The 22,066-nt window shown below is 60.4% G+C and carries 24 protein-coding genes and 1 pseudogene; 14 read left to right on the forward strand and 11 right to left on the reverse strand.

The window, feature by feature from the left end:
* Positions 1-43: 43 nt before the first annotated feature.
* The 3 genes from LEPTO7104_RS0129525 (at position 44) to LEPTO7104_RS37620 (ending at position 1,926) form a co-directional block, all read left to right on the forward strand.
* The gene (locus LEPTO7104_RS0129525; RefSeq protein ID WP_017302180.1) at positions 44-226 is read left to right on the forward strand and encodes a hypothetical protein; all 183 of its coding nucleotides are present in this window, start codon (positions 44-46) and stop codon (positions 224-226) included.
* Between the two features lie 11 nt (positions 227-237).
* Positions 238-951, forward strand: a complete 714-nt coding sequence (locus tag LEPTO7104_RS0129530) for a class I SAM-dependent methyltransferase (protein WP_017302181.1) — start codon at positions 238-240, stop codon at positions 949-951.
* A 228-nt stretch (positions 952-1,179) separates the two neighbouring features.
* The gene (locus LEPTO7104_RS37620) at positions 1,180-1,926 is read left to right on the forward strand and encodes an SH3 domain-containing protein (RefSeq protein ID WP_196358203.1); all 747 of its coding nucleotides are present in this window, start codon (positions 1,180-1,182) and stop codon (positions 1,924-1,926) included.
* Between the two features lie 9 nt (positions 1,927-1,935).
* Here LEPTO7104_RS37620 and LEPTO7104_RS37625 read toward each other — a convergent pair whose 3' ends face one another.
* Both LEPTO7104_RS37625 and LEPTO7104_RS0129545 read right to left on the reverse strand, forming a co-directional pair.
* Positions 1,936-3,831, reverse strand: a complete 1,896-nt coding sequence (locus tag LEPTO7104_RS37625; RefSeq protein ID WP_017302183.1) for a serine hydrolase — start codon at positions 3,829-3,831, stop codon at positions 1,936-1,938.
* Between the two features lie 57 nt (positions 3,832-3,888).
* On the reverse strand, positions 3,889-4,662 hold the full coding sequence (locus LEPTO7104_RS0129545; protein WP_017302184.1) for an RNA methyltransferase: 774 nt from the start codon (positions 4,660-4,662) through the stop codon (positions 3,889-3,891).
* 191 nt (positions 4,663-4,853) lie between these two features.
* On the opposite strand from LEPTO7104_RS0129545, the gene LEPTO7104_RS0129550 reads away from it, so the two are divergent.
* Positions 4,854-5,426 carry a hypothetical protein gene (locus LEPTO7104_RS0129550; protein ID WP_017302185.1) on the forward strand — a complete coding sequence of 191 codons (573 nt, stop codon included), beginning with the start codon at positions 4,854-4,856 and terminating at the stop codon, positions 5,424-5,426.
* 164 nt (positions 5,427-5,590) lie between these two features.
* On the opposite strand, the gene LEPTO7104_RS0129555 is transcribed toward LEPTO7104_RS0129550, so the two are convergent.
* Positions 5,591-6,304 (reverse strand): response regulator transcription factor, encoded by a 714-nt coding sequence (locus LEPTO7104_RS0129555; RefSeq protein WP_017302186.1) that lies wholly within the window; start codon positions 6,302-6,304, stop codon positions 5,591-5,593.
* 204 nt (positions 6,305-6,508) lie between these two features.
* On the opposite strand from LEPTO7104_RS0129555, the gene LEPTO7104_RS0129560 reads away from it, so the two are divergent.
* Positions 6,509-8,503 (forward strand): hypothetical protein, encoded by a 1,995-nt coding sequence (locus LEPTO7104_RS0129560; RefSeq protein WP_017302187.1) that lies wholly within the window; start codon positions 6,509-6,511, stop codon positions 8,501-8,503.
* 13 nt (positions 8,504-8,516) lie between these two features.
* Here LEPTO7104_RS0129560 and LEPTO7104_RS0129565 read toward each other — a convergent pair whose 3' ends face one another.
* Positions 8,517-9,086: an NADPH-dependent FMN reductase gene (locus LEPTO7104_RS0129565; protein WP_017302188.1), complete on the reverse strand. Its 570-nt coding sequence runs from the start codon at positions 9,084-9,086 to the stop codon at positions 8,517-8,519.
* A 230-nt stretch (positions 9,087-9,316) separates the two neighbouring features.
* Between LEPTO7104_RS0129565 and LEPTO7104_RS0129570 the strand changes: the two genes are divergently transcribed.
* Entirely contained in the window at positions 9,317-10,552 is a 1,236-nt protein-coding gene (locus LEPTO7104_RS0129570) for a cysteine desulfurase-like protein (protein ID WP_017302189.1), read from the forward strand.
* A gap of 69 nt (positions 10,553-10,621) precedes the next feature.
* On the opposite strand, the gene LEPTO7104_RS0129575 is transcribed toward LEPTO7104_RS0129570, so the two are convergent.
* Complete coding sequence (locus LEPTO7104_RS0129575; protein WP_017302190.1) at positions 10,622-10,903, reverse strand: hypothetical protein; 282 nt, start codon at positions 10,901-10,903, stop codon at positions 10,622-10,624.
* Positions 10,904-11,372: 469 nt separating this feature from the next.
* Positions 11,373-13,790: a tetratricopeptide repeat protein gene (locus LEPTO7104_RS0129580; protein WP_017302191.1), complete on the reverse strand. Its 2,418-nt coding sequence runs from the start codon at positions 13,788-13,790 to the stop codon at positions 11,373-11,375.
* A 239-nt stretch (positions 13,791-14,029) separates the two neighbouring features.
* Between LEPTO7104_RS0129580 and LEPTO7104_RS0129585 the strand changes: the two genes are divergently transcribed.
* Together LEPTO7104_RS0129585 and LEPTO7104_RS0129590 are read left to right on the forward strand one after the other, a co-directional pair.
* On the forward strand, positions 14,030-14,293 hold the full coding sequence (locus LEPTO7104_RS0129585) for a hypothetical protein (protein WP_017302192.1): 264 nt from the start codon (positions 14,030-14,032) through the stop codon (positions 14,291-14,293).
* Positions 14,274-14,717, forward strand: coding sequence for a putative toxin-antitoxin system toxin component, PIN family (locus tag LEPTO7104_RS0129590; RefSeq protein ID WP_017302193.1), 444 nt, complete (start codon positions 14,274-14,276; stop codon positions 14,715-14,717). Before LEPTO7104_RS0129585 ends, LEPTO7104_RS0129590 begins: the two co-directional genes overlap by 20 nt.
* 42 nt (positions 14,718-14,759) lie before the next feature.
* On the opposite strand, the gene LEPTO7104_RS38985 is transcribed toward LEPTO7104_RS0129590, so the two are convergent.
* The 5 genes from LEPTO7104_RS38985 to LEPTO7104_RS37630 all read right to left on the reverse strand — a co-directional run bounded on the left by LEPTO7104_RS38985 (position 14,760) and on the right by LEPTO7104_RS37630 (position 16,794).
* Complete coding sequence (locus LEPTO7104_RS38985; protein ID WP_225887138.1) at positions 14,760-14,912, reverse strand: CRR7 family NDH-1 assembly protein; 153 nt, start codon at positions 14,910-14,912, stop codon at positions 14,760-14,762.
* Positions 14,913-15,083: 171 nt separating this feature from the next.
* The gene (locus tag LEPTO7104_RS38990) at positions 15,084-15,509 is read right to left on the reverse strand and encodes an HNH endonuclease (protein ID WP_071527435.1); all 426 of its coding nucleotides are present in this window, start codon (positions 15,507-15,509) and stop codon (positions 15,084-15,086) included.
* The gene (locus tag LEPTO7104_RS0129605) at positions 15,509-15,868 is read right to left on the reverse strand and encodes a hypothetical protein (RefSeq protein ID WP_017302196.1); all 360 of its coding nucleotides are present in this window, start codon (positions 15,866-15,868) and stop codon (positions 15,509-15,511) included. The genes LEPTO7104_RS38990 and LEPTO7104_RS0129605 overlap by 1 nt, the downstream gene beginning before the upstream one ends.
* 136 nt (positions 15,869-16,004) lie before the next feature.
* Positions 16,005-16,277 (reverse strand): hypothetical protein, encoded by a 273-nt coding sequence (locus tag LEPTO7104_RS0129610; protein ID WP_017302197.1) that lies wholly within the window; start codon positions 16,275-16,277, stop codon positions 16,005-16,007.
* A gap of 82 nt (positions 16,278-16,359) precedes the next feature.
* The gene (locus LEPTO7104_RS37630; protein WP_155523995.1) at positions 16,360-16,794 is read right to left on the reverse strand and encodes a DUF433 domain-containing protein; all 435 of its coding nucleotides are present in this window, start codon (positions 16,792-16,794) and stop codon (positions 16,360-16,362) included.
* A 161-nt stretch (positions 16,795-16,955) separates the two neighbouring features.
* Here LEPTO7104_RS37630 and LEPTO7104_RS0129625 point away from each other — a divergent pair, with 161 nt between their 5' ends.
* From LEPTO7104_RS0129625 to LEPTO7104_RS42000, 6 genes and pseudogenes are all read left to right on the forward strand, one after another.
* On the forward strand, positions 16,956-18,170 hold the full coding sequence (locus LEPTO7104_RS0129625) for a M20 metallopeptidase family protein (protein ID WP_017302199.1): 1,215 nt from the start codon (positions 16,956-16,958) through the stop codon (positions 18,168-18,170).
* Between the two features lie 104 nt (positions 18,171-18,274).
* On the forward strand, positions 18,275-18,886 hold the full coding sequence (locus LEPTO7104_RS36100) for a hypothetical protein (RefSeq protein WP_017302200.1): 612 nt from the start codon (positions 18,275-18,277) through the stop codon (positions 18,884-18,886).
* A 50-nt stretch (positions 18,887-18,936) separates the two neighbouring features.
* Positions 18,937-19,578: a hypothetical protein gene (locus LEPTO7104_RS0129635; RefSeq protein WP_040698114.1), complete on the forward strand. Its 642-nt coding sequence runs from the start codon at positions 18,937-18,939 to the stop codon at positions 19,576-19,578.
* Positions 19,579-19,697: 119 nt separating this feature from the next.
* A complete protein-coding gene (locus LEPTO7104_RS0129640) occupies positions 19,698-21,443 on the forward strand; it encodes a VWA domain-containing protein (protein ID WP_026073193.1) in 1,746 nt (581 codons plus the stop codon).
* A gap of 21 nt (positions 21,444-21,464) precedes the next feature.
* Positions 21,465-21,839, forward strand: coding sequence for a hypothetical protein (locus LEPTO7104_RS36105; protein WP_017302203.1), 375 nt, complete (start codon positions 21,465-21,467; stop codon positions 21,837-21,839).
* Positions 21,840-22,010, forward strand: a pseudogene (locus LEPTO7104_RS42000) (transposase); the annotation flags it as partial.
* Positions 22,011-22,066: the final 56 nt, after the last annotated feature.

Consider the following 22,066-nt stretch of genomic DNA (forward strand, 5'->3'; position numbering starts at 1 on the left):
ATTGTAGAAGCATAGGCGACCCGGGTAGGAAGGAGCAGTGACTATGGGTACATTGATTGCGCTTTTGTTGGCCGGTATCTATGGCGGTGGGGCCTTCAAGTTTTGGACGGGGTTTAACCGCACGAACTTTAGCGAGGGCAAGGTGAAGTTCACCCTGCTGTGGCCAGTGTTTTTGGCCTTAAATAAGTCCTATCGCGAAAACTTTAGCCGGGCCCTGAAGGGATGAAAGGCGCAGGGATGAAAAGCGAAGGGCCGGGCCGCTTGCCCGCTGACCCCTCCCCCTGGGGTGCCCAGTTGCAGGCCGTGGCCCGGCGCTACGACCATGAGTTTGGCGGCAAAGCCTTCGATCTGCCGCCTGAGGTCGAGGAGATGGCGGTGTTCCAGGACTGGATTGCGGGCACCCTGACGACCCGGATTTCGACGCCTTTTTGGGAGGCGGTGAAGCCCCGCAAGCGCGATCGCTGCCTCGATATTGGCTGCGGCATCAGCTTTTTAATCTATCCCTGGCGCGAGTGGGAGGCCCTGTTCCACGGCCACGAGATTAGCTCAGTGGCCTGCCAGGCGCTGACCTCCCGCGGCCCCCAGCTCAACTCCAAGCTGTTTAAGGGGGTGACCCAGGCCCCGGCCCACCGCCTGGAGTACGAGCCCCACAGCTTCGATATGGCGATCGCCACCGGAGTGAGCTGCTATTACCCCGCCGACTACTGGGCTACGGTACTCCAGCAGGTCAAAAAAATCCTCAAGCCCGGCGGCTGGTTTCTCTTCGATGCGATCAATTCCGAGGCCGAACTGGCCGAACCCTGGGCGATTTTAGAAACCTATCTGGGGGCCGAGGTGCATCTGGAAGACCTCGATCGCTGGCCCGCCCTGGTGAAAGCCGAAGGCGCGCGGGTTGTCTCCAGTCGTGACTACGAGCTGTTTCGCCTGTTTAAGGTGAAGTGGGATGTTTGAAGAGGGTGCGGGGGTGCGAGGGTGCGGGGGTGCGAGGGTGCGGGGGTGCGGGGGGAAGAACTGGCCTTATTTAACGCGCTAACCATCTATATTGTCTTCCCCACCCTCCCCATCTTCCCTATCCTCCCCGCCCCATCTTCCCCATCCCATTTGCGGTACCATTGGCAACGTCCCTGGGCCAGGAGGTGAATTTTGCGAGTTGGCTGGAAATTCTCAAAATTATTGCTGGTGCTAGCGCTAATTGCCCTGGGCGGCTGTAATCGAAGCGCTGCTCCAGATACCTCTCCTGAAGCCTCTACTCCGGGGGTAACCAGCGGCGTAGAAAGTACCCCCACCGCCGGGGCTGACGCCGCCCCAGCCGAGGCTGTGGATGATGGCGATTTTCGCTCGACGCCCATTGTCCCCACCCGCACCGCCTATCTGAAGACCCAGGCTGAGGGAGCGCGGGTTAACCTGCGATCGCAGCCTACGACCCAGGCCGGGGCCCGGGGCTACGGCCTGGGCGGCGACCAGATCACCCTGCTGCGCCTGGCCGAAGGGGAGGGGGGCTTTAGCTGGTACTACGTCAAATTTGCCCAGTCGGGAGCCGAGGGCTGGGTGCGCGGCGACTTTATCGACACCACCGGGCAGGCCGCGAACCCGACCCCGGAGACAGCCCCTGGCACCAACCCAGAGATCAGCACCGGCCCCTGCGGCGAGAGCAACCGCCCCGCGGCCTTCTTTGAGACCAAGTCCTTTACAATTCACCTGTGCCAGACCCCCAAGGGGCTGAGCTACATTGGCATTAACAAAGCCAGCAATGAGACCCTGACCACCGACGATGTGCACGAAGACCAGGGCACCTACATTGCCATCAACGGCAACTACCAGTACCACATCAACGACAAAACCCTGGCCGTCTACCAGGTCACTAGCGGCAGCTACACGCAGATTGAATCAGAGGATGTTGTCCGCCACGTGCGCTTCTCGAACTGACGCAAGCCTCTACCCCGGCGGAATTTCATCGCGTGCGGGCTCTCTGCTCGGCGGCGACACATCCACTGGCTCCACGCTGGTGGGGCTTTCGGTGGTGTAGGGATCGGCGGGCGATGCGGGAACGGCTGGAGCCGGGCTGGAGCTGGCCGCCGGAGCCGCGCTGGGAGTCCCTACGGGGGCTACAGGCTGGGCCATCTCGGTGTGCACGGTGGTCGTCATGCGGCGAATGAGCTCGCTGGCGCGGCCGTCGTTGTCGGGCCGCTGCACCAGCAATGCCAGGGCATAGCGCTTGCCGTTGGGCACGTCTATTAAGGCGACGTCGCCCAGCATGGTGCCAATATCGCCGGTTTTGTGGGCTGTTATGGACCCATCAGTGATGCCCGAGGGGATTAGGCTAGCGTTTTCGGTGCGCTGCATGATGCTGAACATGCGATCGCGCGATCGCGGCGTCAGCAGGCCACCCTGGTCAATCAGCGCCATCAGCAGGGCCAGATCTTTAGCACTGGTGGTGTTGGTACCATCTAGATCCGGCAGGGGGTTGCGCAGCAGCGTCTGCTCTAGCCCCCAGCTGGCGAAGGTTTGGTTGAGCGCCTCCATGCCCCCCAGGGCAGCAATCATCATGTTGGCGGCGGTGTTGTCGCTCGACACAATCATGTGGGTCGCCACCTCCAGGGCGGTGTATTGAGTACCCACGGCATCGCTGTGCATGGTGCCCGAACCCCCTGCCACGTCCTCTTCCCGCAGCACCATGGCCTGGTTGAGGTCCATGGTGCCCGCGTCAACCTGCTGCAAAAAGGCCACCAAAATTGGCATTTTGATGGTGCTGGCGGCGGCGATCGGCTCGCCGCCGCCCAGATCGACGTACTGGCCCGAATCGAGATCGACGGCAAAGGCCAGGGGGGTAAGGCCGGGGGTGAGGGTGGCCAGGTTCTCCAGCTCACCCTTGAGGTGGGTGAACTCGCTGGCCAATCGCAGGCTGGCAATGGTGGTAGCGGCGCCGCCCTGCACCAGCGGCCCCGAAGCTTTAAGGGCGGCAGTCTCTCGGGCGGGCGGGGCCACCTCATTGCCGGGCGAGGCCACATTGCTGGGGCTGAGCACCGACAGGAGTGTGCCCGCGATCGCCGCTACCCCGACGCCTAAAATAACCAGCCGAATCAGGTAGAGCAGGGGCAGGGGCGGATTGGCCAACCGCCGCCGCGCCGTTGCCGCCCGCGATCGCCGGGGAGGGCCCTCCGGCAGCGGGCCAGACTCAACGCCGGGTTCTGGCACTAGCCCGCGGGCGGCCTGAGCGGCGGCGGGCGAAGCTCCTCCTCGACCAGTCTGCGAGGCTTCCCCTCGACCAGTCTGCGACCACCGTCGCTGCCCCGTCCGCAGGGGGGTGACGTTGGGGGGCAGCGCCCCGGCAGGCGACCCGCTCCGGCCCAGGGGAGCGGCGCCAGCACCGGGGTTGAGGGTGCTGGGGTGAATGCTGTGGGGGTGCATTTGCAGCGGCGGTGTTCCCGGCTGGGGCGGGCGCGGCGAAACGGGCGCACTCTGCTGTACCCGTACCTCTGGCCGGGTGGGAGCGGGCGATCGCTGGGGCTGGGCGGCGGCGCCACGGTTGACCGGCGGCAGTGAGGCATTGCCTCGCGTCGGGGGGCGCCCCTCTGGCTCGGACTCAGCGGGGGCAACGCCAAAGTCAGGGGTGAGCTGCTGGTGCTGCCGCCACTGATTGCGTCGTCGCGCCACCGGGGAGGGCCGCTGAAACCCATCGCTGCCCCAGGTGCTACTGGCTTCGCCGGGGAGCTGTAGCCCGCCCCGACCGCCCTCGGGCGCAGGGGGAGCGGGCTCACTCCAGGGTGAGCTAGCCTCGGGGCGACCCGAAGCCGCCGAAAATGGATTGCGAGAATCGTCGTACTGTGCCATCTGACTTACTCACGCCGTGTGTGCCGTTATCTGCCCGCCGTAGATAGGGCCTAGTCTCTACTGAGGACTCTCTCTATCTATGGCCCAGTTCACCTGCCTTAGAACGCCCCTAAGCATAGCCAACTCCTGGCTATCTGGCCCAGATCTATGCAGCAACCGCCGCAGTTTTGCCATCCGGCTGGCAGCGGTATGGGGGTAAAGATAACCGATTTTCAGCAAAACGATTTCCAAATCTTGATAAAACCCCTCAATCTGCTCCAGCGGTGCAGAATGCCCTGCGCCCGTGGCCGCCGCTCGGGCTGGGAAGGCGGCCTCCAGCGCCTCTGCCAGGGCGTAGCGGTGCAGCAGGTAGCTGCACACCGCCACCGCCTGGGCCAGATTGAGCGAGGGATAGCGATCGCCGGCCGGAATCCGCACCCAGCGCTGGGCGTAGACTAGCTCCTCGTTGCTGAGGCCCCGGTCTTCGGGGCCAAAGATCAGGGCGGCGGCAAAGCTCTCGGCGGGGTCTGGCGGCAGCAGCCAGGGCAGCGCCACCTCGGGCAGATCCAGGGGCTGATCCTGGCGGTGCAGCCGACCCGTGGTGGCGATCGCCCGCTCACAGCCCATTAGCGCCGCAGGTAAATCAGTCACCACCTGCGCCGCCGCCAGCACGTCAGCGCCGTGCACCGCCATCCGCTGGGCCTCCTCTGCCGCCCGATCGCACTGGGGATTGACCAGCACCAGCTGGCGCAGGCCCATATTTTTCATAATCCGCGCCGTGGCCCCCACGTTCAGCGGCCCCGCCGGTTCAACCAGGACAATGCGGATTTGATCGAGCTGCCAGAGGCCCATGGGCAAAACGTTTTTAGGGGCGGCGGTTCCCTATGGTAGCGGGTGCGGGGCAAGCCGGCGAGATCACGGAAAACTCAACCTTTCTGGGGTAAATCTCAAGCAACCTGTAAAGCTCTCGCTGCGATCTCTTCAGCGCGGCCTGGTCTGCCCGATGATGGGTAGTTGACGTTAGCCCCTCAGGTCGCTCCCCCATGGTCCATAAGATTCTGGTTCTGGCTATGTTTCTGCTGTGGCAGCCCTGGCTAGCGCTGCGAGATAGGGTCGCCCCGGCCCGGTCGCCGTCTCCGGCCCAGGGGGTCTTTGTAAAGGGCATTAACTTTGGCGGTGGGGCGGTGGTGGTGGGGGGCAATCGCTGGCAGTCCTATGCAGAAGCGCTGGACACAGGGCTATCGACCCCAGGGGCACAGACGGCCACCACCCAGAAAATCCCCCGCCCCTACGCCAGTCGGGGAACGCGCGCCATGCTCAACAGCGTTATTTTTAAGGCCCAAACCCTCGATATTGAGCAGCCCCTGCCCAACGGCAGCTACGACATTTACCTGTGGGTGATGGAAAACTACCAGAGCCACTGGCACAGCTTAAATCTGTCCGTGGAGGGCAAACCTGTGGCTGAGGGCATTGGCTATCTGCCCCAGGGGGCCTGGCGGCGCTATGGTCCCTATCCCATCGTGGTTGACAATGGCTACCTACGCCTCGCCCTGACCACCCACAGCCCCAATGTCGATGCCCACCTCATGGGCCTGAGCATTTTTAAGCCCGACTAGTACTCTGAGGCGGAAGTTCAGGGACTATTTCTGCAAGCCAGGGAGCCAGGCGCGCCAAAACGTTGGATATATCCAGCTTTCCAGCACTAGGCAGCGTGCGGCGGCGCACGGCTGGCGCGAGTGCCACGGGATGCTAAGCCTGGGCTAAGGGCCGACCGATGGGCCTACAGCGGGTCGTCCTCAAAGCGGTAGCCAACGCCGGTCACGGTTTTAACAAAGGTCGGCTGCGACGAGTCGGGTTCGACCTTTTTGCGCAGGCGGGCGATGTGGGTGTCGACCACGCGCTCGTCGCCAAAGAAGTCTTCGCCCCAGAGCTTTTCGATCAGGTGCTGGCGGCTCCACACCCGGCCCGGATAGCTCATAAAGGTGGCCAGCAGGTCAAACTCCAGCGGGGTTAAGTCGAGCAGTTCTGCCTCGCTGGGGGTGGTCTGGCGGTGGGCCGTGCGCTGGTCGAGGTCGAGGCTAAAGTGGGCGGTGCGATAGGCCTGGCTGGGAGCCTCCTGGCTGTGGCGCAGGCTGCGGCGCAGCAGAGCCCGCACCCGCGCCACCAGCTCGCGGGGGCTAAAGGGTTTGACCAGGTAGTCATCGGCCCCGGTGGAGAGGCCAATGATGCGATCGATCTCTTCGCCCCGGGCCGTGAGCATGAGAATGTAAGGGTCTTTGGCCCCTGGTCCCTGGCGAATGCGGGTGCACACCTCAAGGCCATCGAGCCTGGGCAGCATGACGTCGAGGATAATCAGATCGGGCTGGAGGGTCTGCTGATAGCGCAGGGCCGTTTCGCCGTCTTCGCAGACTTCGCAGGTAAAGCCTTCTTTTTCTAAATAAAGCCGAATTAGTCGGGCAATTTCGGCCTCGTCTTCCACAATTAAAATCAGCACCGCGACCTGTCACCCCCAAATCACGCCAAGATATCTTGTTTCAGAATATCAACCTTGCACTAGCATACTCACAAGGCATTCCCCGCCCTGGCCGGTTTACCCCCAGCGGTTAGGCGGAGAGCCGCTGAGAACCTTCTGGGTCGTTACGCTAGGCCGTTTGCGCTTTGGAGCACTACAGTTTGGGGCAATATTCAACGGTACTCTATGACCTCACTATCGTCGCCGACCACTACGGGCTTTGAGCCTCTCCAGCAGGCCTTTGCTAGCTATCTCCAGGAGACCAATCTCTATCCTGGGCTAACCCATGTGGAATGTTCGGAGCGAGGTGGACGGCTCTTGCTGCTGGCCGAGCACTCGGCGCCTGAGGTCGGCCAGCCCAAGGATTTGCTCAAGGAGCTGGAGTCAGCGTTTCGAGATCTGGTGCCTACGGTAGGGTTGCCCGATGCGGCCTGGGCCGCTGCAGAGATGCTCTCCGCCCGTATTTATCTGAAGCTCAAGGCGGCGGCCCAGCCCTACGCCATTCACACCTTCACCTGGCAGCCCGAGGATGCCATCCAGGTGGTCTTTCCCAGTGAGTCTGGGACTGCCGCTGGCGTTATCGAGGCGGCTGCCCCTGAGGCCCTCGATACCTCAGGGGCAGCAGATCCTCCGCCAGCCCCACTAGCAGAGCAGGCAGCTCCCAATTCTGCCGCTGACTCCGCCCCGGTTGCCCCCGCCCTGGCCGATGCGGGAGATCCTGCCCCCTCCGCCAATAGGGCTAGTGATGGGGCTAGCCCTGGGCCTACTACAGGGCTGGCGTTTAACGACGCTGCCCTGGCGCTTCCTGATGCGGCGGTGCAGGCGCCGGAGGGTGGGGGAAACTGGGGCCAGCGCTGGACCGATCGGGGGCTGCGATCGCTCCGCTACTACTGGAGCTATGGCCTGGCAGCGCTGATTTTGGTCGGCAGCGGGGCCTTTGCCTATGCCCTCTCGCGGCCCTGCGTGGTGGGCCGCTGCGATCGCATCGATCACGCTGCTGAATTCTCCGATGAAGCCCAGGCCACCCTTGCCAACAGCCCCAACGGCGAAGACTTAGCCGCTGCCCAGCTAGATCTTCAGAATGCGATTGACCTGCTCACTCCGGTACCCACCTGGTCGTCTCACTACGAAGCCGCTCAGGCTGACCTGCGGCAATACCAGGAGAGTATTACCTCCCTCAATGCCGTCATTCAGGGCCAGGCCATTGCCACCGAGGCCGCCAACCTAAGCCAAAACCCGCCCCACCCGGTCGAGGTTTGGGTCAACGTGCACCTGCTCTGGCAGCAGGCCATCGACTGGCTGGCCAGCATTCCCGCCGACAGCCCCGCCTACGACTACAGCCAGAAAAAGCTGCACGAGTATCGGGCCAACTACAGCGCCATTGGCCACCGGATTGTGGCCGAAGAAGAAGCCGAGGCCAACTTTAACACCGCCATTCAAACCGGCAAGCTGGCCCAGCAGCGCATGGAAAGCGCCAACTCCCTGGCGGGCTGGCAGCTGGCCACCAAAGAGTGGCAGGCGGCGATCAAAGGGCTGTCGCTCATTCCCCAGGGCACCATGGCCTACGGTGAGGCCCAGGCCCAGCTCAATGACTACCGCCAGCAGCTCAACCAGGTGGCCAACCGGGCCACTCTCGAAGAGGCGGGCGCGCGCAACTACCACCTGGCGGTGCAGGCTGCCCGCTCTGCCGCCGCTTTTGAGGCCCAGGGCCAGTGGACAATGGCCCTGGCGCAGTGGCAGAAAGCCGTAGCCAGCGCCGAGCAAATTCCCAGCAGCACCATTTTGGCGGAGGAAGGTGGGGTGCTGCTTGAGACCTACCAGCCTGCCCTGGCCAATGCCCAGAACCACCTGCGCACTGCCGTGGCCCTGCAAACCCTGACGACCAAGCTGGCTCAGCTGTGCGAGGGTTCTGCCACCCCCTGCACCGTGCGGGAAGACCCCAGCCAGATTCAGGTAATTCTTTCTAGCCAGTACGCCGAGCCGCTGCGCCAGGCCATTACCCCCCCCGCCGCCGACGGCACCTTTGCCTTTACCAACCAGCTCAGTCCCAGCGTCCAGCAGCTAATTGATCAAATTATCAGCACCAGTCATCAGATCGATCGCCAGGTGGCGGTGTACGATTCCCACGGCGGGTTTGTGGCCCGCTACCGGCCCGATTTGGGGGGGTTCATCAAAAATTAGGCGACTCCCACGGTTACGCCCTGGGGCTAGACCTGGGCGGCAGCTGACCAATGGCGGCAGCAAACGCAGCGATCGCGGCTTTCACCTGCCCCGAGATCTCCGGGTCAGCCGCGATCGCTGCTGCGTCGAGTTGTCTGCCCAGCAGAGCCACCGCAATCGAGGCTTCGGGCACAAGTTGCCCGGCCATGGTGGTCACAACCTCGATCAGCGAAGCCTGGGCATGGACGGCGCGGGGCGAGGCATTGAACAGCGCGATCGGCTTGCCCACAAACTCTTCGCCGCTGACTAACCAATCCAGCATATTTTTCAAGCTGCCCGGTACGCCGTGGGCGTATTCTGGACTCGAAATCAGCAGGCCATCGGACCAGGCCATCTGCCGCCGCAGATCGCTCACCGCTGGGGGGTCTGCGGGTTCCAGGTCGGGGTTGAAGTGGGGTAAGTTGCCGAGGCCAGAATAGAGTCTAATGTCAATATTTGGGGGAGATAGTGCGATCGCGGCCTGAAGCAGGGCAGTATTCGACGAGACCCGGCGCAGGCTCCCCGATACGGCCAGGATGCGGATGATTTGAGCAGTGCTTTCCATAGCGGCCTCTTTAACTCGGATTTAGTATGGCCTATGGTCTAGCCCCGGCGGCGAGGATTCATCCCAGACTAGTGTCAATCGCGAGGGAGCAGGGGAGCTAGGGAGCCAAGCGAGCTGGAATAGTTGACATAGTTCAGCCTTCGAGTACTAGGGGCCATTTGCGATATCTCGCCGCCAGGAGAAAATCCCCTAGACTGTTACTTGCTCCTTTAGCCCATGCCACGTTCCCTATGTTGACCCAGTCCCCGACCCTACAGCTTGATTTTGTGCGCCAGCACTTTCCGTCGCTGGCGGGCGACTGGGTCTTTTTCGACAACGCGGGCGGCTCTCAAATTCTCAAGCCCGTGGTCGATCGCATCACCGACTTTCTCTACGAGTCGAACGTGCAGCTGGGGGCTTCCTACGCGGTGTCGCAGCGGGCGACGGAGCGGGTGGCGGCGGGAGCTAAGGCCATGGCCAAATTCATCAATGCCGCCGACCCGGACGAAGTGGTGCTTGGCCCCAGCACCTCGGCGCTGCTGCGAATGCTGGCCCAGTGCTTTCGCCCCACCCTAGAGCCGGGGGATGAAATTGTCGTCACCAACGCCGACCACGAGGCCAACATTAGCCCCTGGACAGAGCTGGAGCGCGAGGGCATTGTGGTCAAAACCTGGCGGGTGAACCCCACCACCTTTGAGCTGGAGCTGGCCGATCTGGAGGCGCTGCTGACGCCGCGCACTCGCCTGGTGGCGGTGACCCACGCGTCGAACGTGCTGGGCAGCATTAATCCGGTGCGGGCGATCGCCGATCTGGTCCACGCCCACGAGGCGCTGCTGTGCGTCGATGGCGTCGCCTTTGCCCCCCACCGCCGGGTGGATGTGCAGGCGCTGGATGTCGATTTTTACACCTTTAGTCTTTACAAGGTGTACGGCCCCCACCAGGCGCTGCTCTACGGCAAAAAAGAGCTGCTGCTGGCTCTGCCGGGGTACAACCACTACTTCATTGACGACGCGGCAATCCCCTACAAGTTTCAGCCCGGCGGCAGCAGCTACGAGCTGAGCTACAGCCTCACGGCCATCCCCGAGTATTTTGAGGCGCTGGCCCAGCACCACGGCCACGACAGCGGTGCAGACCCGATCGATCGCGCCTTTGAGCTGATTCAGGCGCACGAGGGGGAACTGAATCAGCGGCTGCTGGCGTTTTTGCACGGTCGGCCAAGGGTGAAAATTATTGGCCGCGATACGGCTGACCCCGCCAAGCGAGTGTCGACCATTTCGTTTGTGGTAAAAGGGATGAGTAGCGACCAAATTCCGCCCCACCTGGATGCTCACAAGATTGGCATTCGCTACGGACATTTCTACGCGCTGCGGCTGATCGAAGATTTGGGGCTACTGCCGAACCAGGGCGTGGTGCGGGTCAGCATGGTGCACTACAACACGATCGAGGAATGCGATCGCTTGATTGAGCGGCTAGCGGAGATTTTGTAGTAGCCGGACACCGCTTCCTAAGTGAGATCGTGAACGGATGAGCACAGCAAAGCGTGCCTATCCTGCGGGTCAAAGTTGCCGATAGCGGAGCAGGTAGCTAAACACTTCCCCCTGCGCTGGGGTAATCAAAATTCCCGACGCTGGGATGGTTACCAACCAGCTCCACTCGTGCTGTTCGGCGTAGCGGAGCAGATGCAGGTGGTTAATAGCCCCTCGCACGCCTTCGGGCGAGCCAATCACCAGATGGCGCAATCGCTCCCGCTCCGGTTGGGTGTCGGGAGTTTCGAGGCATAGTGGGTTTAGGTACCGGGTGCTTTCAAAGCACCCGGTACCTGAGAGATAAGACAACATTGGGCTTCCTCCAATAGATACGGATGGGTAGGTAAGCCCAAAAATTTAGCCGCCCCAGACGTTGTGCAGTTCGGGGCGGCCTGGGCAATAATAGCCCTAGCCTCCGCGACAGCTACTACCTGTCGAAGGGGTCAGCCGCTGGTTGGTGGTACCAACACCTTCCAGTGGCGTTTGACTAAATTTTGGGGAAACACAGCTGCACGCACACAGCCATTCAGCAAAAATACCCCATCTGTACGCCGAGCGCAAGTTAAAAATGCTACAGGCTTGAGGGCATTTTATCCGGCGATGACATCACTCAGAGAATGGGTAGCACCCGTGGATTGCACGCCGTCATTTCCGTTAGGCAATGCAGATCCATGCCTCCTTAGGGGCGAATGGCATTCGCCCAATGCAAGGTATACGCCTCACCCCAGCACTTAACCCCCATTGGTTGCCCACAACGGGTCTGGGCAAACGGTGTTTGCCCCTACAAGGCGCAAAATCCTTGCCTTTGCTGCAGAACTTCTAAATTTTGCTGAACAGCCCTAGTATTTGGATGCTCGTCGCCCAACAGCCGTTTGGACATCGCCAGAGCCGCTTGGTAGAGGGGTTCAGCCTCGCTGTAGCGGCCTTGACTGTCGTAGAGCCCCGCCAGACTGTTGAGGCTACTAGCCACATTTGGATGCTCGTTGCCCAGCAGCCGTTTGCGCATAGCCAGAGCTGCTTGATAGAGGGGTTCGGCCTCGCTGTAGCGGCCTTGATTTTTGTGGAGCGTCGCTAGATTGTTGAGGCTACTAGCCACACTTGGATGCTCGTTGCCCAGCAGCCGTTTTTGCATAGCCAGAGCCGCTTGATAGAGGGGTTCGGCCTCGCTATAGCGCCTTTGACTTTTGTAAAGCCCCGCTAGACTGTCGAGGCTACTAGCCACATTTGGATGCTCGTTGCCCAGCAGCCGTTTGCGCATAGCCAGAGCCGCTTGGTAGAGAGGTTTGGCCTCGCTATAGCGCCTTTGACTTTTGTAAAGCCCCGCTAGATTATTGAGGCTTTCAGCCACATCGGGATGCTCATCACCCAATAGGCGTTTGCGCATCACTAAAGCTTTTTGGTAAAGGGGTTCGGCCTCGCTGTAGCGGCCTTGATTGTCGTAAAGCACCGCCAAATTGTTAAGGCTTTCAGCCACATTTGGATGTTCATCGCCCAACAGGCGTTTACGCATCACTAGGGCTTCTTGGTAAAGGGGTTTGGCCTTGCTGTAGCGGCCTTGATTGTCGTAAAGCACCGCCAAATTGTTAAGGCTTTCAGCCACATTTGGATGCTCGTCACCCAAGAGCCATTTTCTCATCGCCAGTGCTGCTTGGTAGAGAGGTTCGGCCTCGCTGTAGCGACCACGATCATTGAGATAAAAGGCAATATTATTAAGCAGGCGTCCAGTTGATTCAGTTTCAATTGCAAAGTGCTGTTGCCAACCTACTAAAGCTAAGGCATGGGGCAGCAGGCGATCGCACACCAACCAATTCGCAAACTCAGGCTTTGGAAATACCCCATTCATCGCCTCCAGCAGTTGCCGCACCAGGCTTTCCTGCGCCGCTTCATCCAGCCCATCGCGAATCACCTCCTGCACCAGCCGATGCACGCTAAAGGTTTGCTCCTGCACATCGCGCACCACCAGCGAAAACCGCCCCGCTTCTCGCAGCAGCGCCATATACTCCAGCGGCTCGACCAGGGCACTCTGCAACGGCTCCTCAAACGCCGCTGCACCGTCTTTAAACACCTCTTCCGGAATGCCATCCGGGGCCAAAAACGCACACAGGTTCAGCAACGCCGCCACCGCCGGTAGTCGCTGGCTCGCCACCGGCACCGCCAGCCCAAACGTGATCGTCACCGAAGGGTGGTCGAGGGCGTTGTCTCCCCGCTGGGCCAATAGCTGCGGCCCAGCCGTTTCGTAAAGTCGCAAATATTCCTTCAGGCTAGAGGGCGTCTCTAAAATGTAGGCCCCCGCCTGGTCTAGGGCCAGCGGCAGCCCATCCATCTGCGCGCACAGCGCCAGCGCCAAAGCCTGATCGGCCTCTGTTGCTTCTTCCCAGGTGCCTTCTTTGCCCACCCGGCCACTGCGCCGCAGCAAAAACAGCGCCCCTTCCTGGAGCGGCATTTTTAATACTGGAACGCACACCGCCAGTGGTCGCGTCTCTGAGGCACGAGTGGTCAGCAAAATGTGGCCCTGGTTGCCCAGCGCCAGCCAGTCTCGCACCAGCTCCAGGTGGTCGGCATTGTCGAGTACCAGCAGCCAGCCAGCGTTTTGGCTCAACCAGCCCTTCACCGCCTGCACCACCACGGCCTGGTCGGCCTCCTGGCTCGGCTTTAGCCCCAGGTCTTGGGCCAGGGCCGTCAGCCCCGACGTTAGCTCATCCTGCGTTTCGGCCCGCACCCACAGCACGTTACTGTAGTGCCCTAGGTAGCGATGGGCATACTCCGCCGCTGTCTGCGTTTTGCCCACGCCGCCCAGGCCGCTCAGGGCTGCCGTTTCCCCTGCTGCCATCGCCTGGTGAATCTGCCCTAGCACGGCCTCTCGCCCGGTAAAGAACGGATTTCGACGCGGAGCCAAAAACAAGGGGCCATTGTTCGGGCTGTTCGATGCAACTGGGTTGGGTTCTCTCAGAATCAGGCTGAGAACCTCTTGCACCACCGCCAGCCCTGGGCCGCCCGTACCCTCTGCCCACTGCAACAAAATAGAGGTGCGATTTCCCTGGGCGGCAATGTCAGGGGGAATAATCCCTGGCGGCGGATTTAGGCTAAAGGCCAGCTCTCCAAACTGCGTCCCTGGCAACCCGTTCAGCGTGCGAATGAGTTTGAGCCGCTGAATGGCCGATAGCTTGGGCGGGTTAGAGGGTGCTTCACCAGAGGTCATAGAGTCGCCGTAGAGCCTGCCCCAAAGATAACTCCATTAATTTGTAGAGACCAAATTAGCCTGGTTGCTAACGCACCGCAGATTAACGCTTGCTGCGCCCAGAAACCGGGTTTCTGCGGTTTTAGCCAAGGTTTATTTGCTACCCTCGCAAGAAACCCGGTTTCTTTTTCCTATAATCCTTGCAACGCCAGGCAAGCGGCACTCGGTAAAATTAGATTATTACGCCCTTTGGTGATTCTATGGCCCAGACCAAAGTTGTAAGCATTACGCGCGATCGCCAGTTTGCCTTTCCGCCAGAGATTCTCGCCACCCTTAATCCCGGCGACGAATACCTGGTGTGGCAAACCGAAGATACCATTCTGCTTAAAAAAATTGCTCAACCTATTTCCTTAGATACCCTGCTTGAGCGCGTCGAAGCCCTTGGCCCTGACCCCGATCAGCCATCAGAGGCCGAAATTTGCCAGATCGTTAAAGACATCAGGCATGAGCGAGCTAAATCGTAGAGTCGTGCTCGACACAAACCTTTGGATTTCTGCCCTGCTGTTTGGCGGCCTACCCGCCCAATTAATCAAACTGGCTCAGGATGGTCATGTCGAAATCTACACGTCCCAAGATCTTTTAGCCGAACTAGCAGATGTCTTAGGCTATCCGAAGTTTCAATCTCGGCTAAAGCGACTTAGCAGCACTTCAGAGGCTTTGCTCATCAACGTCACCCGGTTAGCCACCATTTGCGAAAGTCCACCGCCACTTGCAGTCCCAGAATTGCGCGACCAAGACGACATGATTGTTTTACAGGCGGCTGTCGCTGCCCAGGCGATCGCTATTGTCTCTGGAGATGATGACCTACTTGCGTTAGAACAGATCGGAGAAATTTCAATCTTGACGGTTAGAGCGTTTTTGTTCCGCTATTTTCCTGACTCTAGCTAAGTAGCCTTATCAGCCAATCCTATGCCTGCAAGTTAGATACTGTTATTTCTCCAGGCTCCCGACGAACCACTGCATGGCTTCGCCGGGGGCTAGCTCCAGTTCGCAGGCGGTGTCGCGCAGGTGTTGGGCCTGCTCGGTCACAGTGCCAAAGCGCTGGAGGTCACGGGGCAGGTCTTGCTGGCGATCGCGCAGCAGAGGCGGAAGTTAGGCAGTGTATTGCGGCTTAGAAAGATTAAAGGTTAACTGAGCTTTTACAACTTGAAGACTCTAAGCCGCGAATGCATCCTACGACTAAGATGCTGTGTAACGATTATTGATCAGGGCTTCTGCCGTACTGTATTCAAGTCAGATCTCCTATAGCTAATATCAAGCTTTTTTTGGAATTTGAATTAAGCCTGCGGTTATCAGAAGCTGGCGTTCTTGGATACGATCGCGCCGATTCAACCTCAGCAGTCGAGCCGTAACACTGCCGACCGAGGTTAGTCCAACAATAATAGCTCCATCTTGAATATTAAAGTGGTCGCTCCATTGATCCTGGCGCGGATGATAAAGCCTAACGATTTCTTGGGAAGTAGGATCGACGGAGGCAATATCGCTGCCTTTATACTTGTTGCAGAGCGTACAAGAAAAAGCCAAATTCTCTTCTGCGGTTTTCCCGCCGTGCTTTTCAGCAATGATGTGATCAATTTCATAGGGAGCCAAAGCTAAAGCTTCTGGGACTAAACAATATTCACAACATCCGTTTGCCCTGGCGTAAACCGCTTGCCTTAGCGCTACAGGAATATAGGCCATCAGACTTGACTAGATTGAAGCTTAATATAGGCTTTAGCCTTGGCCATTCGCACAATATGTTCAAGATATTCATAGCTTTGCCAAAGCCGTTCTTCATCCGCATCTAAACCATTAGAGCGGTTCTTTTCTAAAAGCTCACTGATTTGCGTCTGGAGTTCAGGAGTAGGGCGTAAAGCCAAAATCTCATCCGGCGTCGGAAGTTCAGCTAAAAACTCCAAAATATCAGCAATGCCCGAAAAACCTTCTCCAGGGCTGGCATTCAGCTCTCGCAGGCCCAGCTTTAGAATTTCAGGCAACTTATTTTGAACAGCACCCAGCTGAAACGCCAAGTCGTCAGGTAAATCAAGGGTAATTTGCATAGAAGGAGGCCTGAGCGATATGGTCTCGATCATAAACCTTTAGCTAAGCGTTAAACCCTCCGTAAATCGAGTCTCAGCTCAACGCTCATGCCTTTCGCTGTGCCCGACAAGATTCAAGGGTTATCGATAAAGCCTGCTAAGCCTGCCCATTTATTACCAGCCACACATAGGCCAACACGCCCAGTGCCGCTACGCCCGCTAGCGCCTCGCCCTGCTGACTGACAAAGGTTTGGGCGATCGCCCAACTATCTCTCAACAGCTGCCGTCGGGTTTGGCCCAGCTCTGCCATCAGCGCTTTAACCCTGGCATCCACCTCTTTAGCGGTGAGTTCGTTGCGGCGGTAGGCGGCTTCGACCTCATCCAGCTTGCGCCAGTAGTCTCGGGTTGCGCCAATCAAATCGGGAAGCATTTGTTAACTTTCATAACTGTGTTATTGACAGTCTAGCGCTTATCCGATCTTGAGGTATCTATAGCAGGGAACAGCGTGAGGCCTAGGGCTTTGCCGACTCGATCGCCTTTTCGGGAGCTTTTTCAAGGGCTTTTTCGGGCGGGTTCTCCGGCAGGGTTTTGGGCAAATGCTCCGGGGCAGCGCCGTTGACCTCGTGGCTGTGGGCGTTGTAAAACACCAGGGCTGCATCTACCTGAGCCTTTGAAAGACCGTACTCTTCAGCGATTTGCTCTGCCGACCATTCCCACTCGATCGCGGCCATCACAACGGTTCTGACATGGATGCTGGTGCCGTGAATGACGGGTACCCAGCTGTTTTCGGCATCGGAGCGAAAGGCGATGTCTGGAAAGGCGGGATCAGGTTCCATGAGGGCGCAGTGGGTCTCTTTTTGCAGCGAGTCTAGAACCGCCTGCACGAGTTGCCAGCGAGCCTCAACGGAAAGTTGAAGGGCCTGATCCTGTAGTTCCTGGAGGGTCATAAACTTGATCGATAGGTGGGGATTGAACACCTCTATTAAACTGCAAATGCTGGGCTGAGTCTCGGGCAGGCAAGGATCCAGGGGCGGCTAGTTTATGCTGGTATTGGTACCTCTACCCACGGGGGAGGTTTGCTTCAGCCCATTTCTCCAGTCATTGCGCTATGTTTGCCACCACTGCTCCGCCGCTGCCCGTCAACCGCGATCGCATTCGCCCGGCGATTCAAGCGCTGCAAGAGCAGCTAGTCACCTGGCGGCGCAGCCTGCACCAAAAACCCGAGCTGGGGTTTAAAGAATGGCTGACCGCCGACTTTATCTGCGATCGCCTCACCGAGTGGGGCATTGAGCATCGGCGCAACATTGCCAAAACCGGCGTGGCAGCGGTAATTGAGGGCACGCGATCGGGTCCGGTGCTGGGCATTCGCGCCGATATGGATGCCCTGCCGATTCAAGAGGAAAACCAGGTGCCCTACTGCTCGCAGCACGACGGGCTGATGCACGCCTGCGGCCACGATGGTCACGTGGCGATCGCCCTCGGCACCGCCTACTACCTAGCCCACCACCGCGACAGCTTTGCGGGCACCGTCAAAATCATCTTCCAGCCCGCTGAAGAAGGGCCGGGGGGCGCCAAGCCCATGATCGAGGCCGGGGTGCTCACCAACCCCGACGTAGACGCCATGGTTGGCCTCCACCTGTGGAACAATCTGCCCCTGGGCACGGTGGGTGTTCGCAGCGGCCCGCTAATGGCGGCCACAGAGTCGTTTAGCTGCACGGTGCAGGGCAAGGGGGGCCACGGGGCGCTGCCCCACCAAACGGTTGACTCCATTGTGGTGGGGGCACAGATTGTCAACGCCCTGCAAACGATCGTGGCGCGCAATATCGACCCCACCAAGGCGGCAGTGGTAACGGTGGGTCAGTTCCACGCGGGCAGAACCCACAACGTGATCGCCGATACGGCGGACTTTAGCGGCACCGTACGCTACTTTGACCCCGTCTACGCCGACTATTTTGCCCCCCGCCTGGAGCAAATCATTGCGGGCATTTGCCAGAGCCACGGCGCCAGCTACACCTTTCGCTACGACGCCTGGTATCCGCCGGTAGTCAATGATGCGGGGATGGCGGATTTGGTGCGATCGGTGGCCCTGGCGGTGGTGGAAACCCCCGCCGGCGTGGTGCCCGACTGCCACACCATGGGCGGCGAAGACATGGCCTTCTTTTTGCAGGCCGTGCCGGGGTGCTATTTCTTTCTGGGCTCCGCCAATGCCGACAAGGCCCTGGCCTACCCCCACCACCACCCCCGCTTTGACTTCGACGAAACCGCCCTGGGGCTTGGGGTCGAGATGTTTGTGCGCTGCGTGGAGGCGTACTTCGGGGCGTAGGAAAGTGAAGTAGTACGGAATGGCCAAGGTTAACTTCTTTGAGCGGGGAAGTGCGCTGCCAGCAGAGTTGCTATGCTTGGCGGTTAAGTAGAGAGGATTGCAGCATGGGGCAGACAATGCGGTGGTTTCGGGTCTGGCTGCTGGGGGCGATCGCCCTGGTGGTGAGCCTTCTGTTGACCCAGGGCATACCTGGGAAAGCAGCGGTTGGCAGTGGAGGGGCGATCGCGCCGCTGGCCCAGGGCAATGCTCCCCCGCCCGCCTTGGCCCCGGCCCTGCCCATGGTCAGCGGCAGCTTTGAAGACCCTCAGGGCCGGTTTCAAGTTGGGATCATAGATGGTTACAGCGTTAGCTCAGTCGGCGGCAATCCTCTGTTTCAGGCTGCCGACGGCAGCCTGGCCTACACCGTGGCGGTGGCGCCCCTGCTGGCCGCCAGCACGCCGGAAGCCGCGATGGTCGCGGCGGCTGAGCGCACCTTTGGAGACGGAGAAGGGTTTGTGGCCGGAGATGTGCAGCCGATCCCCGGCGGCGGCATCAGGGTTAACTGGACCGGACGCCTGAGCCAGGGGGCAGCGCCACCTCAGCCGATTACCGGCAAAATTTTTGCCCGCCAGCACGGGGCGGAGGTCTTTCTGCTGCTGGTAGCAGCCACCAGTGCCGGTGAGGCCCAGGTTTCCGATGCCATTATTGCCCTGGGTAGTACCCTGATCGTGCCGTAGGCTACAGTAGCGCTATAGAGATATTCATCGATATTTGCTGAGCTATGGGCATGCGCCGATCGACCTTTTGGAGCCAGCCCCAGACCTATCTGCTGCTGGGAGGTACGGCTCTGGGCTACGGCCTGTTCCTAGCCCTGGTGGGGCCAAAGCCGGTGGCGGGTTTGGCCGGAGCTGGGGTCGCTGCGGCGATGGTGGGCAGCTGGGCCGTGGGCTGTCGCCCAACTGAATTTGAGGCCAGCGGCAGCGACCTGCTCGATGCCCAAACCTTTGCGCTCCAGCTGGGTACCCTGGGGCAGCGGGTGCCGACCAAGGCCCAAAAAACCTGGCGGCAGGTCGAGGCCTGGGCGACAGAATCTCAGCAGTTTGCGGCTCGCATTTACGGTCGCGATCCGCTGCTCCAGGTCGAACTGCTCGAAGCGATGCACACCGTGCTTGACCTCTCGGGCCAGGTCGCCGACGGCCTGGCGGTGATCGACCAGATCGAAACCCCCGCCTATCGGCAAATGGCCCAGCAGCGGCTAGAGGCCAGCAGCGATCGCCTCCAGACCACCCACGCTCAGCTCCAGCAGCTGCAAGACCAGACCGCCCTCTCCAGCCTGGACAACGCTGGCGACAGCACCCTGCCCCAGCGCCTGCAAACCCTGGTGGAGGCCAACAAAACCATCCTCCAAACCAACCAGGACTCTCCCTAACCCTCCCCCACTTCCCCCACTTCCCCACCCCTCACGCTCCTACGCCCCCACGCTCCTACTCCCCCGCCCCCACGCTCCTACGCCCCCACTCCCCACCTCCCCCCACTCCCCTTCCCACCATGCGCCGCTTTCCCCTCTTCCTCTTCCTCGCCGCTCTCTGCGCCGTGCTGTTGTGGAACTGCACCCCAAGCGATCGCGTTGCCTCGGTCGATTCGGCTGAGAGTGCGCGGCAGGCCCTGGAGCAGTCGGTGCTGCCCAAAATCAGCGTGGGAGAAGCCATTGTTTCTGACGAGGTGGCCAGCCGCTACACCACCGACCAGATCGAAGATCCGCTGCCCGATGTCAACTCGTTTCCCCTCTATGGTGCCCAGCCTGGCGGGGGCGCTCAGCCCGGCGGGGCCTACATCGAAATCTACAGTTCCTCCGAAAAAGCCAACGCCGATCGCCAGAACGAGCGCTGGCTGGTGGAAGTGGCCGAAGCCTTTAACCAGCGCCAGGAAACCCTGCCCTCTGGGGAGGTGATTCAGGTGGGAGTGCGCCAGGTGGCCTCGGGCACCGCCGCTCGTCTGCTGGCGGCAGGGGCGGCGCAGCCCGCGGGCTACAGCCCCTCCAACGATCTCTGGGTGGCCATGGTGCAGAGCCAGGGAGTCAAGACGGTACCGGTGGCCGATCGCCTGGTGCCCAACACCGCTGGCTGGGTGCTGCCCAAATCGGTCTACGACAGCCTGGCCGAGAATGGCACCGTCAGCTTTGACGGACTGCTAAATGCGATCGCCTCGGGCCAGATCACCGTCGCCTACCCCAACCCCTACAGCAGCTCCACCGCGCTCAACTTGCTCTATACCCTCTACTGGCGGGCGGCGGGGCACCAGCAAAACGGCGGCCAGCTCACCGTGGCCGAGCTGCAAACCCCCCAGGTCAACTCGGTATTTGACCAGTTTCAGCAGCAGGTGCTCATCACCACCCCCACCACCCTCGATCTGCAAGAGCTGTTTCTGCGCGACCAGAGCAAGCTCCAGGCGTTTCCGCTGGAGTACCAAAACTACCTGGCCCTGCGCCAGGTGCCCGGCTTTAGCGACACCGAGTTTGTGCCCTTTGGCGTGCCCCACAACAACCCCCTGGTCGGCTTTAGCTGGAATACCCCCCAGCAGCAGGCCGCCCTGAAACAGTTCGCCACCTTTGCCAAGTCCGCCGAAATGCAAACCCTGGCCCAGCAGCAGGGCTTTATCGAAACCGACTACCTGAAATCTGGGCAAAAGCCCCCCTTTCCCAATGGCGAAACCCTGCTGGCCGCCCAGTCCAACTGGAAGCTGCGCAAAGACGGGGGCCGCACGGTCTATATGGCGCTGGTAATCGACACCAGCGGCTCCATGGAAGGGGAGCGGCTCCAGGCGCTCAAGGATGGCCTGCGGGTGGCCGCCGGGCAGATTAACTCCGGCAACTACGTCAGCATCGTCACCTTTGCCGATACGCCAACCCGCCGCCTGCCCCTAGCTCCCTTTGATAAGCTTCAGTACCAGAAATTTTTGGCCACCGTCGATGGGCTCCAGGCCGACGGCGCCACGGCCATGTACGACGGCATGATGGTGGGTTTGGCCGACCTGCTGGCCAAGGCCGAAACCGACCCCAACGGGCGCTTTTACCTGCTGCTGCTCACCGACGGCGAAGTGAATCGCGGCTACACCCTCGATGCAATTAAAGATATTTTGAGCTACAGCGATGTGCGCTTTTACCCCATCGCCTACGGCGAGGTAGACCAGGGAGAGTTGCAGGCGATCGCATCCCTGCGCGAGTCCACCGTGCAGCAGGGCACCCCCGCCAACGTGCAAACCCTGTTCAAAGACCTGTTCCAGGTTAATCTATAGGTCGTTTGGCCCCCAAGCCCCATGCGTAAACCCAACCAACGACTCATTCTCACCCTGGGCCTGGGCTGGGCCGCCTTTGCCGCCCTGGGCCTGGGGCTGCGCCAACTTTTAGCTGGCCCCTCGGTGACGGTAATCATCGATCGCAGCTACTGCGCCCCGGCCCAGTGGCAGCAGCTAGCCAACCAGTACGCCGACCTCTACGCCCAGCAAGAACAGCAAGAAATTACCATTGCCCAGGTCGTTTACGTCAGCGACCTGGGCCAAGAGATCGCCAAAGCGGTGCCATCCCCCGAGGCCGTGCAGGCGCTGAGCACCTACGGTCGCTCCAGCCCCACGCAGATACAGCAGGCCACTGCAAACTATCCCGATGCCACCCTGCTCACCTGTAGTAACTGAGCTGTTGAAGCCGCTGGCTGTCAGGTTGTTTACCTCCCACCCTATTTCCCCGACCTCAACCGCATTGAACAATGCTGGGTTTGGTTGAAGAGCAGGGTTCGCAAACACCTCCCCTATGCCGACGGCTTACGAGCCACTATCGAAGGCGTGCTCAAGCCAGCCGCGTCCTAACCCAGTTGACGACAGCTATAATCGTGCATTAACCGGCGTCAGCTAACGGCGCTAGG

The organism is Nodosilinea nodulosa PCC 7104, assembly GCF_000309385.1.
GTDB lineage: Bacteria > Cyanobacteriota > Cyanobacteriia > Phormidesmidales > Phormidesmidaceae > Nodosilinea > Nodosilinea nodulosa.